We start from the raw sequence: 11,520 nt of genomic DNA, 5'->3' as shown, positions 1-11,520 counted from the left end.
CCACGCGCTGCTGCTCGCCGCCGGAGAGCTGCGTCGGATAGTGGTGCAGGCGATCGCCAAGTCCGACCGATTGCAGCTCCTGCGCCGCGCGCCTTGCGGCGTCCGGATTGCCGGCGAGTTCGAGCGGCACGGCGACGTTCTCCAGCGCCGTCATGGTCGGGATCAGATGGAAGGACTGAAAGACGATGCCGACCTGGCGGCCGCGGAAGCGGGCCAGCGCGTCCTCGTCGAGGGCATTGAAAGGCGTGCTTGAGACCACCACCTCTCCGCTATCAGGACGCTCCAGCCCCGCCATCACCATCAGCAGCGTGGATTTGCCCGAGCCTGACGGGCCGATCAGGCCGATCGTCTCGCCCGAGGCGACCCGCAGGCTGATATCCTTGAGGATGTGAACGCGTGCCGCGCCCGTACCCAATGAGAGATTGACGTTGGAGATGGCGATGGTGTCCGCGGCAGCGGCGAGCGAAGAGGTTTCGATGCGAGTGTCCATGGTCCGGTCATATGGCAACTCCGATAGCGCGGTCGAGAGGCGTTACGGATTGTTCATGCACATAGCCGTGTTGATGCTCGCTTTGATGACGATTGCGACAAACGCGTCGGCACAGGCACAGCCGGCCGCCAAGCCGATCAAGTTGGTGGTTCTCGGCGATTCCTTAAGTGCCGGTCTCGGCCTCCCGGCCCAGGAGGCGTTCCCTCAAAAACTTCAAAAAGCCTTGCAGGCCAAAGGCATAGCGGTCGACATGACCAATGCCGGGGTGTCCGGCGACACCGCCTCCGGCGGCCGCGACCGGCTCGACTGGTCGGTGCCGGAAGGAACCGAGGGCGTCATCGTCGAGCTCGGCGCCAACGATGCGCTGCGCGGCATCGATCCCGATTTGACGCGCGCCGCGCTCACCGACATCATCCAGCGGCTCAAGGCGCGCAAGATTCCGGTTATGCTGTGCGGCATGCTGGCGCCACCAAATTACGGCGCCGATTATGCCGCGCGCTTCAATTCGATTTATCCGGATCTTGCGAAGAAATTCGACGTGCCGCTCTATCCGTTCTTCCTCGATGCCGTCGCCGCCGACGCCAAGCTCAACCAGGCCGACGGCATTCATCCGACCGCGGCCGGCGTCGACATCATCGTTGGCAACATCATGCCCACGGTGGAGGCATTCATTGGCACGATCGCTGGGCAACGAAGTTGAAATGCAGGCAGCGCCAACCTTCATACCCAGGGTTTTACCGGGGTAACGCGGGCCAAGCTTCGCAGAGTCACACAACTGAGATAGGAATCGGGGTACCGGTGATTCGTCGCCGGCTCTAATTTGGATATGATCCTGCTCAGGGATTGTACCCAAGCATCGGGAGTGCGAAACGATGCCGCGTTTGTTTACGGGTCTGGAAATTCCGGCCGAGATCGGCCAGTCGCTTTCCAACTTGAGGGGTGGCCTTCCCGGCGCCCGGTGGATCGATCCCGAAAATTATCACGTCACCTTGCGCTTCATCGGCGATATCGACGGCGTCTCCGCCAACGAGATCGCCTCGATGCTGTTTCGCGTCGACCGCAAGCCGTTCGAGGTGAAAGTGCAGGGTTTGCAGAGTTTCGGCGGACGCAAGCCGCGCGCGGTGGTCGCAACCATCGCGCCTAGCAAGCCGCTGATGGAATTGCAGGCCGAGCTCGAGCGCATGATGCAGCGGATCGGCCTCAACCCGGAGGGGCGCAAGTTCATTCCGCACGTCACGCTGGCCCGGTTGCACGACGCCACCGACCGCGACGTCGCCGACTATCTCTCGCTGCGCGGCTACTTCCCGAGCAAGGCGTTCATGGCGGAGCGCTTCGTGCTGTTCTCCTCACGCGCATCGACGGGTGGCGGCCCGTATGTGGTCGAGGATGCGTACGAGCTGTGTGAGTAGCGCTGCACCCTGCCGCGTTAACGGAGCGGCGTCGCGCCTGATCGGCTGACATCCGTCTTCGCGAAGTCCTCGCCTTTGAACAACAGAGGTTCGCCGCGGGACATGGCCAGCGCATAAGAAAAGCAATCACCGTAGTTGAGCGACGCGGCGTGTCGCCCCTTCCCGTAGCGCCGCCAGGCGCGCCGTGCTGCATCGGCTTGCACGGCATCAACCGCAATGATCTCGGCGCCGATCTTGACGAGCCAAAGATCGAACTCACGCCCGCCGGCATCGCCCAGCCGCGTCTCGATCACCATCGTTGCTTCAAGCACCGTCGCCGCAGAGATCAGGCGGATCGGATCGTCGACGATCAGTTGCTCAATATCCGGCGCCTCGGCTTCATTGAGTGCGATCGCCACGATCGCCGATGTATCGATCACCATCAGCGAGGCAATCCATTCTCGTCATATCCGACAATTTCCTCGGGCGTGCGGTCGTCCACGACGCGCATTTCGCTCCAGCGCCGCCTGATCTCGGCCATGTCCTCAAGCAACGCGTCCTTGCGTGTTTGAGCGTTGAGCCGGCGCAATCGCTCCTCAATGGCGCGCTTGGTTGCGGTCGTGATGTTCTCGCCGGTCAATTGCGCGAGACTCCGCGCCAATTGCTCCGTTTCGGGGTCCTTGATGCTCAGCGCCATGTCGAGGTTCCTAGGTTCCTCCATAGGTATATTCTACCTCACCGAAAAGCAAGATCGGAGTTCTACGAGGACGGCTCGGGCAAGCGACTGGTCTCTGCATTAATGAAAGAGCGCATAACCTGTTGCGCCAATACGCAGTTGCAATTTCCGCCGGTCTCTGGCGGTAAAGGGCCATGCTCTCGACCCCCAGTTCCCCATTCAGCGAAGCCTATCAGGCCCAGATCGCCTCCGGCGCGATCGAGCCGGATGCCGCGCAGGCCGAGGTCGCCGAGGCCTATGCGGCGCTCGACCAGCGCCTCGCTACTTACAGGCCGCTGCGCAAGCAGGGTCTGCTCAGCCGCCTGTTCAGCAGCGACAAGGATGAGGCGCCGCGCGGCCTCTACATCCACGGCGAGGTCGGTCGCGGCAAGACGATGCTGATGGATTTGTTCTTCCAGCACTCATCCGTCGAGCACAAGCGGCGCGCGCATTTCCACGAATTTATGGCCGACGTGCATGAGCGCATCTACGATTATCGCCAGGGCATCGCGCGCGGCGAGATCGCCGACGGCGACGTCATCGCGCTGACCGCGAATGCGATCTTCGAGGAAAGCTGGCTGCTCTGCTTCGACGAATTCCACGTCACCGATATCGCGGATGCGATGATCCTGGGGCGCCTGTTCGCAAAACTGTTCGAACTCGGCACCGTCGTGGTCGCGACCTCCAACGTCGCCCCCGACGATCTCTACAAAGGCGGCCTCAACCGGTCGCTGTTCCTGCCCTTCATCAAGAACATCACCGACCGCATGGACGTCGCGCGGCTCGATGCACGCACCGACTTCAGGCTTGAGAAGCTCCAGGGCGTGCCGATGTGGCTGACGCCGGCGAATAGCGATGCGGATGCCGCGCTCGACCGCGCCTGGTCGCGGATGTCGGGCGGCGCCAAATGCAGGTCGCGCGATATTTCGATCAAGGGCCGCATCCTGCACGTACCGTGCTCGGCTCACGGCGTGGCGCGGTTTTCGTTCGCCGACCTCTGCGAGAAGCCGCTCGGCGCATCCGATTACCTCAGGCTGGCGCACGACTATCACACCATCCTGGTCGACCATATTCCAGTGATGGATCTCTCCCAGCGCAATGCCGCCAAGCGCTTCATCACGCTGATCGATACGCTCTATGACAATGCCGTGAAGCTGATGGCCTCGGCCGATGCCAACCCGATTTCGCTCTACCTCGCCGACGAGGGCAACGAGGCCAACGAGTTCAAGCGGACGGCGTCGCGCCTGATCGAGATGAGCTCGGAATCCTATCTGGCGCTGGCTCACGGCCGCAAGGATTCCACCGCAAGCGGCTCCACCAAAGGTCTGGTGGAGACTTAAGTCCTATTTGTCAGCGCTGTCATTTTCCCGGGCGCGACGAAGTCGCGAGCCCGGAATCCATCGCGCCACAATTTTCTGCTGCCCGATGGAATCCGGGCCTGCGCCTGTCGGCGCTTCCCGGAATGACGGACCCGGTATGGCTGCTCTCGCGGCAAGCCTGACAAATGGGCATCCGGCGACTTGAACGGGGGAAGCGAAAGGGATAACCACCCTCTCAGTTTTCCCCTCCTTACGTGTCTAAAGGACAGGCTCACATGGCGCGCGACAAGATTGCTTTGATTGGCTCCGGTCAGATCGGTGGAACGCTGGCTCACCTCATCGGCCTGAAAGAACTGGGCGATGTCGTGATGTTCGACATCGCCGAGGGCGTGCCGCAGGGCAAGGCGCTCGACATCGCGCAGTCCTCGCCGGTCGACGGTTTTGACGCGCATTACACCGGCGCCAATTCCTACGAGGCGCTCGATAATGCCAAGGTCTGCATCGTCACCGCCGGCGTGCCGCGCAAGCCCGGCATGAGCCGCGACGACCTCCTCTCCATCAACCTCAAGGTCATGGAGCAGGTCGGTGCCGGCATCAAGAAGTATGCGCCCGACGCCTTCGTCATCTGCATCACCAATCCGCTCGACGCGATGGTCTGGGCTCTGCAGAAGGCTTCCGGCCTGCCGCACAAGAAGGTCGTCGGCATGGCCGGCGTGCTGGATTCGGCGCGCTTCCGCTACTTCCTCGCCGATGAGTTCAACGTCTCGGTCGAAGACGTCACCGCCTTCGTGCTCGGCGGCCATGGCGACACCATGGTCCCGCTGGTGAAGTACTCCACCGTCGCCGGCATTCCGCTGCCCGACCTCGTCAAGATGGGCTGGACCTCGCAGGCGCGTCTCGACGAGATCGTCGACCGCACCCGCAACGGCGGCGCCGAGATCGTCAACCTGCTCAAGACCGGCTCGGCCTTCTACGCGCCGGCCGCTTCCGCGATCGCGATGGCCGAGAGCTATCTGCGTGACAAGAAGCGCGTGCTGCCCTCGGCCGCGTACCTGAACGGCGAATACGGCGTGAAGGACATGTATGTCGGCGTGCCCGTCGTGATCGGCTCCAAGGGCGTCGAGCGCGTCGTCGAGATCGAGCTCGCCGGCAAGGACCGCGAGGCCTTCGACAAGTCGGTCGGCGCGGTGCAGGGCCTGGTCGACGCCTGCAAGAAGATCGCCCCCGATCTTCTCGGCCGCTAAGGCGCAACAATCCCGCCGAAGACCGAAACCCGGTCTTCGGCGGTTTCATTTCCGGGGCCTGGCTGCATCACGTGTTGAAGGCTTGGCGGGTTCCGGGTTCGGCAGTCCAGAGATCGATGTCAAAGAATCCAGGTTGCAGTTCCTGTGGTATATGGTATGCCAGCCACAAGACTGAGGTGGGCCCCAGAGGTCACCGCCCGCGGGTTCAGGGAGCGACCATATGAATATCCATGAATATCAGGCCAAAGCGCTGCTCAGCGAGTTCGGCGTAGCGATCTCCAAGGGCGTGCCCGTCCTGAAGCCCGCGGACGCGGAAGCCGCCGCCAAGGCGCTGCCCGGTCCGGTCTGGGTGGTGAAGAGCCAGATCCACGCCGGCGGCCGCGGCAAGGGCAAGTTCAAGGAAGCCTCGGCCGGCGACAAGGGCGGCGTCCGCATCGCCAAGTCGGCCGCGGAGGTCTCCGAATTCGCCAAGCAGATGCTCGGCGCCACGCTGGTGACGATCCAGACCGGCCCGGCCGGCAAGCAGGTCAACCGCCTCTACATCGAGGACGGCTCCGACATCGACAAGGAATTCTATCTCTCGCTCCTGGTCGACCGCGAGACCTCGCGCGTCTCCTTCGTCGTCTCGACCGAAGGCGGCGTCAACATCGAGGACGTCGCGCACAACACGCCCGAGAAGATTGTCACCTTCTCGGTCGATCCCGCCACCGGCATCATGGGCCATCACGGCCGCACGGTTGCCAATGCGCTCAAGCTCTCCGGTGATCTCGCCAAGCAGGCCGAGAAGCTCACCGCCCAGCTGTTCACGGCGTTCGTCGCCAAGGACATGTCGATGCTGGAGATCAACCCGCTGGTCGTGACCAAGCAGGGCCAGCTCCGCGTGCTCGATGCCAAGGTGTCGTTCGACGACAACGCGCTGTTCCGCCATCCCGAGGTGCTCGCGCTGCGCGACGAGACCGAGGAAGACGCCAAGGAGATCGAGGCGTCGAAATACGACCTCAACTACGTCACGCTCGACGGCAACATCGGCTGCATGGTCAACGGCGCCGGTCTCGCCATGGCGACGATGGACATCATCAAGCTCTACGGCATGGCGCCGGCGAACTTCCTCGACGTCGGCGGCAGCGCCAGCAAGGAGAAGGTCGCGGCCGCCTTCAAGATCATCACCGCGGATCCCAACGTGAAGGGCATCCTGGTCAACATCTTCGGCGGCATCATGAAGTGCGACGTGATCGCCGAGGGCGTCACGGCCGCGGTTCGCGAAGTCGGCCTCAGCGTGCCGCTGGTGGTCCGCCTCGAAGGCACCAATGTCGAGCTCGGCAAGAAGATCATCCGTGAATCCGGACTGAACGTGGTGCCGGCCGACAATCTCGACGACGCCGCGCAGAAGATCGTGAAGGCCGTCAAGGGAGGCTAAGGCCATGGCCCAGGACCATCTCGCCGCATCATCTCCGCTTCCCGAGCACGCGCGTCTCGCAGCGTTCGCCGGCGAATGGGATGGCGAAGAGGTGGTCTTCCCGTCGCGCTGGACGGCGGGCGGGCCGGCGACATCGCGCACAGTCGCGCGCATGGATCTCAATGGGTTCTACCTGATCCAGGACGGTGTCCAGATGCGCGACGGCAAGCAGGTTTTTGCCACCCACGGCCTCTTCACCTACGACCGCGACGACCGGACCTACAAATTGTTCTGGTACGACTCGCTCGGTTACACGCCGCCCTCGCCCGCTTCCGGCGGGTGGGTCGGCAAGACCCTGACGCTGGTGCGCGGCTCGCTCCGCGGCAATGCGCGCCACGTCTACGAAATCATCGACGACAATTCCTATTCGTTGAAGATCCAGTTCTCGCCGGACGCGGAAGGCTGGGCCGACGTGCTCACCGGCGTCTACCGCCGCATCCACTGACCTCTCACTCGTTAGTTCGCGAAAGCAGACCTCATGTCCATCCTGATCGACAAGAACACCAAGGTCATCTGCCAGGGCTTCACCGGCAAGAACGGCACCTTCCACTCGGAGGCCGCGATTGCCTACGGCACCAAGATGGTCGGCGGCACCTCGCCGGGCAAAGGCGGCTCGACGCATCTGGGCCTGCCGGTGTTCGACACCGTGCGCGAGGCGCGTGAGAAGACCGGCGCCGATGCATCGGTGATCTACGTGCCGCCGCCGGGCGCGGCTGACGCGATCTGCGAAGCCATCGACGCCGAGATCCCGCTGATAGTCTGCATCACCGAGGGCATTCCCGTGATCGACATGGTGCGGGTGAAGCGTTCGCTGGCCGGTTCCAAGTCGCGTCTGATCGGGCCGAACTGCCCGGGCGTCATGACCGCCGGCGAGTGCAAGATCGGCATCATGCCCGCCAACATCTTCAAGACCGGCTCGGTCGGCATCGTCTCCCGCTCCGGCACGCTGACCTATGAAGCCGTGTTCCAGACCTCCCAGGAAGGCCTCGGCCAGACCACCGCGGTCGGCATCGGCGGCGACCCGGTCAAGGGAACCGAGTTCATCGACGTGCTGGAAATGCTGCTCGGCGACCCCAAGACCGAATCGATCATCATGATCGGCGAGATCGGCGGTTCCGCCGAGGAGGACGCCGCCCAGTTCCTCAAGGACGAGGCCAAGCGCGGCCGCAAGAAGCCGATGGTCGGCTTCATCGCCGGCGTGACCGCACCTCCCGGCCGCCGCATGGGCCATGCCGGCGCGATCATCTCGGGCGGCAAGGGTGACGCCGGTTCCAAGACCGACGCGATGAAATCGGCAGGGATTACAGTGTCCCCGTCTCCCGCCCGCCTCGGCCATACGCTTGCCGAAAAGTTGAAGGGCTAATTCACTTCTTCGTACTTTTCCGGGCGAAGTTTCGCAGCAAATAGGGTAAAGGGTGCCTGTCGCGCCGAGCCTCTGCCGGGGAGCTCGGTGCCAGCGCCGTTTATTATGCGCGAACCGAAATCGCCAGGAACTCCAGTATGTCTCGCCAGGACGCGAACGCAGCCTTTGCCTTGTCCTCTTTTTTGCAGGGCACCAACGCCACCTACATCGACGAAATCTACGCCCGCTACGAGAAGGACCCGTCCTCGGTCGACGCCGAGTGGCAGGAGTTCTTCAAGAGCCTGAACGACCAGCCTGCGGACGTCCGGAAAAACGCCGAGGGCCCGTCCTGGGAGCGCGCCAATTGGCCGCTGCCCCCGCAGGATGACCTGACCTCCGCCCTCGACGGCAATTGGGCCGAGGTCGAGAAGGCGGTCGGTGCCAAGATCGCGGCCAAGGCGCAGGCCAAGGGAGGCGACAAGGGCGCCGGTCTCTCCTCGGCCGACCTGCTCCAGGCGACGCGCGACTCCGTCCGCGCCCTGATGCTGATCCGCGCCTACCGCATGCGCGGCCACTTCCACGCCAAGCTCGATCCGCTCGGCATCGAGGCCCCGCGCAACCGCGAAGAGCTCGACCCGCGCACCTACGGTTTCAGCGAAGCCGATTTCGATCGCAAGATCTTCCTCGATCACGTGCTCGGTCTCGAATACGGCAGCTTGCGCGAGATCACCGCGATCTGCGAGCGCACCTACTGCCAGACGCTCGGCGTCGAGTTCATGCACATCAGCAACGCCGCGCAGAAGGCCTGGATCCAGGAGCGCATCGAGGGTCCGGACAAGGAAATCTCGTTCACCCGCGAAGGCCGCCGCGCCATCCTGATGAAGCTGATCGAGGCCGAGGGCTTCGAGAAGTTCTGCGACACCAAGTTCACCGGCACCAAGCGCTTCGGCCTCGACGGCGGTGAATCGCTGATCCCCGCGCTCGAGCAGATCATCAAGCGCGGTGGCAATCTCGGCGTGAAGGAGATCGTGCTGGGCATGCCGCATCGCGGCCGCCTCAACGTGCTGACCCAGGTGATGGGCAAGGCGCACCGCGCGCTATTCCACGAGTTCAAGGGCGGCTCGGCCAACCCCGATGCGGTCGAAGGCTCCGGCGACGTCAAGTACCACCTCGGTGCGTCCTCGGACCGCGAGTTCGACGGCAACCGCATCCATCTGTCGCTGACCGCCAACCCCTCGCATCTCGAGATCGTCGATCCCGTCGTGCTCGGCAAGGTCCGCGCCAAGCAGGACCAGCACGGCGATCCGCCGGACATGCGCATCTCGGTGCTGCCGCTGCTGATGCACGGCGATGCCGCGTTCGCCGGCCAGGGCGTGGTGGCTGAATGCTTCGGTCTGTCCGACCTGAAGGGCTACCGCACCGGCGGCTCCGTGCACTTCATCGTCAACAACCAGATCGGCTTCACCACCTATCCGCGCTACTCGCGCTCCTCGCCCTATCCGTCCGACGTGGCGAAGATGATCGACGCGCCGATCTTCCACGTCAACGGCGACGATCCGGAAGCCGTCGTGTTTGCGGCCAAGGTCGCGATCGAGTTCCGGCAGAAGTTCCACAAGCCGGTCGTCATCGACATGTTCTGCTACCGCAGGCATGGCCATAACGAAGGCGACGAGCCGGCTTTCACCCAGCCGGTGATGTACAAGAAGATCGCGGCCCATCCCTCCACGCTCGAGCTCTACGCCCGCCGCCTGATCAGCGAAGGCGTGCTGACCGAGGGCGAGGTCGACAAGGCCAAGGCCGACTGGCGTGCGCGGCTCGATGCCGAGCTCGAGGCCGGCTCCGGCTACAAGCCCAACAAGGCCGACTGGCTCGACGGCAAGTGGGCCGGCTTCAAGATTGCCGACCAGGAAGAGGATGCGCGCCGCGGCGTGACCGGCGTCGACATCGCCGAGCTGAAGGATATCGGCCGCAAGATCACCAGGGTGCCGGACGGTTTCCGCGCCCACCGCACCATCCAGCGCTTCCTGGAGAACCGCTCCAAGGCGATCGACACCGGCGCCGGCATCGACTGGGCGACCGGCGAGGCATTGGCGTTCTGCACGCTGCTCAACGAGAACCACCATGTCCGCCTGTCGGGCCAGGATTCCGAGCGCGGCACCTTCTCGCAGCGTCATTCCGTCCTGATCGACCAGGAAGACGAGAGTCGCTACACGCCGTTCAACCATCTCGGCCACGAGCAGGGCCATTACGAGGTCATCAACTCGCTGCTGTCGGAAGAAGCCGTGCTCGGCTTCGAATACGGCTACTCGCTCGCGGAGCCGAACACGCTGACCCTCTGGGAAGCCCAGTTCGGCGACTTCGCCAACGGTGCGCAGGTCGTGTTCGACCAGTTCATCTCCTCGGGCGAGCGCAAATGGCTGCGCATGTCCGGCTTGGTCTGCCTGCTGCCGCATGGCTATGAAGGCCAGGGGCCGGAGCATTCCTCGGCGCGCCTCGAGCGTTATCTGCAGATGTGCGCCGAAGACAACATGCAGGTGGTCTACCCGACCACGCCGGCGAACTACTTCCACGTGCTGCGGCGCCAGCTCCATCGCGAGATCCGCAAGCCGCTGATCCTGATGACGCCGAAGTCGCTGCTGCGTCACAAGCGGGCGGTGTCGCGTCTCGAGGAGCTCGCGAAGGGAACGACCTTCCACCGCATCCTTTATGATGACGCCCAGATGCAGCCGAGCGAGGCGACCAAGCTCGTTCCCGACGAGAAGATCCGCCGCATCGTGCTGTGCTCCGGCAAGGTCTATTACGACCTCTACGAGGAGCGCGAGAAGCGCGGCATCGACGACATCTACCTGATGCGCGTCGAGCAGCTCTATCCGGTGCCGCTGAAGGCGCTGGTGGCCGAGCTGTCGCGCTTCAAGAAGGCCGAAGTGGTGTGGTGCCAGGAAGAGCCGCGCAACATGGGCGCCTGGCACTTCATCGAGCCCTATCTGGAATGGGTGCTGAACCAGGTGAACGGCGCGAGCCGGCGTCCGCGTTATGTCGGCCGCGCCGCTTCCGCTGCGACCGCCACGGGTCTGATGTCCAAGCATCAGGCGCAGTTGAAGGCGTTCCTGGACGAAGCACTGAGCTGAACTTTTTGAACTGCGTCATGCCCCGCCTCGTGCGCAACCAGCGCACTGGAGCGGGGCATCCAGTACGCCGTGACGTCCGTGCAGTGTACGAGCGTCCGGTTTGCTGGATGGCTTGCTTTTCGCAGGCGATGGCATCCGCACTTATGACCGCATTGGCGATCCCTAAGGACAAAGACCATGACTGAAATTCGTGTGCCGACGCTCGGCGAATCCGTCACCGAGGCCACCATCGGCCGCTGGTTCAAGAAGGCCGGCGATCCCGTCGCTGTCGACGAGCCCCTGGTGGAGCTCGAGACCGACAAGGTCACCATCGAAGTCCCGGCGCCCTCCGCCGGCACGCTGAGCGAGATCATCGCCGCCGATGGTGCGACCGTTGCGGTCGGCGCACTGCTCGGCCAGATCACCGATGGCGCCGGTGCTGCGAAGCCTGCCGCCGCG

General features: G+C 63.8%; 12 protein-coding genes. 9 read left to right on the top strand and 3 right to left on the bottom strand.

What is annotated here, in order from left to right; translation table 11 throughout:
* On the bottom strand, positions 1 to 490 hold a 490-nt coding region (locus MOV75_RS13065; protein ID WP_247005893.1), incomplete at its 3' end, for an ABC transporter ATP-binding protein.
* A gap of 55 nt (positions 491 to 545) precedes the next feature.
* Between MOV75_RS13065 and MOV75_RS13060 the strand changes: the two genes are divergently transcribed.
* Together MOV75_RS13060 and thpR are read left to right on the top strand one after the other, a co-directional pair.
* On the top strand, positions 546 to 1,190 hold the full coding sequence (locus MOV75_RS13060; RefSeq protein ID WP_246925383.1) for an arylesterase: 645 nt from the start codon (positions 546 to 548) through the stop codon (positions 1,188 to 1,190).
* A 172-nt stretch (positions 1,191 to 1,362) separates the two neighbouring features.
* The gene (gene thpR, locus MOV75_RS13055; protein ID WP_246925364.1) at positions 1,363 to 1,899 is read left to right on the top strand and encodes an RNA 2',3'-cyclic phosphodiesterase; all 537 of its coding nucleotides are present in this window, start codon (positions 1,363 to 1,365) and stop codon (positions 1,897 to 1,899) included.
* 17 nt (positions 1,900 to 1,916) lie between these two features.
* Here the strand turns inward: thpR and MOV75_RS13050 are convergent, their stop codons facing one another.
* Together MOV75_RS13050 and MOV75_RS13045 are read right to left on the bottom strand one after the other, a co-directional pair.
* The gene (locus MOV75_RS13050) at positions 1,917 to 2,321 is read right to left on the bottom strand and encodes a type II toxin-antitoxin system VapC family toxin (protein WP_246925368.1); all 405 of its coding nucleotides are present in this window, start codon (positions 2,319 to 2,321) and stop codon (positions 1,917 to 1,919) included.
* The gene (locus tag MOV75_RS13045) at positions 2,321 to 2,575 is read right to left on the bottom strand and encodes a type II toxin-antitoxin system VapB family antitoxin (RefSeq protein ID WP_247005890.1); all 255 of its coding nucleotides are present in this window, start codon (positions 2,573 to 2,575) and stop codon (positions 2,321 to 2,323) included. Before MOV75_RS13045 ends, MOV75_RS13050 begins: the two co-directional genes overlap by 1 nt.
* Before the next feature lie 173 nt (positions 2,576 to 2,748).
* On the opposite strand from MOV75_RS13045, the gene zapE reads away from it, so the two are divergent.
* The 7 genes from zapE to MOV75_RS13010 form a co-directional block, all read left to right on the top strand.
* A complete protein-coding gene (gene zapE / locus MOV75_RS13040) occupies positions 2,749 to 3,933 on the top strand; it encodes a cell division protein ZapE (RefSeq protein ID WP_247005888.1) in 1,185 nt (394 codons plus the stop codon).
* Positions 3,934 to 4,187: 254 nt separating this feature from the next.
* Complete coding sequence (gene mdh / locus MOV75_RS13035) at positions 4,188 to 5,156, top strand: malate dehydrogenase (RefSeq protein ID WP_008145224.1); 969 nt, start codon at positions 4,188 to 4,190, stop codon at positions 5,154 to 5,156.
* A 220-nt stretch (positions 5,157 to 5,376) separates the two neighbouring features.
* Complete coding sequence (gene sucC, locus MOV75_RS13030; RefSeq protein WP_246925377.1) at positions 5,377 to 6,573, top strand: ADP-forming succinate--CoA ligase subunit beta; 1,197 nt, start codon at positions 5,377 to 5,379, stop codon at positions 6,571 to 6,573.
* A 4-nt stretch (positions 6,574 to 6,577) separates the two neighbouring features.
* Positions 6,578 to 7,057, top strand: a complete 480-nt coding sequence (locus tag MOV75_RS13025; protein WP_247005886.1) for a DUF1579 domain-containing protein — start codon at positions 6,578 to 6,580, stop codon at positions 7,055 to 7,057.
* A gap of 33 nt (positions 7,058 to 7,090) precedes the next feature.
* Entirely contained in the window at positions 7,091 to 7,975 is an 885-nt protein-coding gene (gene sucD / locus MOV75_RS13020) for a succinate--CoA ligase subunit alpha (RefSeq protein ID WP_247005884.1), read from the top strand.
* A gap of 137 nt (positions 7,976 to 8,112) precedes the next feature.
* A complete protein-coding gene (locus MOV75_RS13015; protein WP_247005882.1) occupies positions 8,113 to 11,082 on the top strand; it encodes a 2-oxoglutarate dehydrogenase E1 component in 2,970 nt (989 codons plus the stop codon).
* A 177-nt stretch (positions 11,083 to 11,259) separates the two neighbouring features.
* A partial coding sequence (locus MOV75_RS13010) for a biotin/lipoyl-containing protein (protein WP_309486937.1) occupies positions 11,260 to 11,520 on the top strand: 261 nt, incomplete at its 3' end.

This window comes from Bradyrhizobium sp. PRIMUS42 (assembly GCF_023006515.1).
Classification (GTDB): domain Bacteria; phylum Pseudomonadota; class Alphaproteobacteria; order Rhizobiales; family Xanthobacteraceae; genus Bradyrhizobium.
The sequence above is the reverse complement of the archived record's forward strand: the minus strand, read 5'-3'. Positions and strand labels throughout refer to the sequence as shown.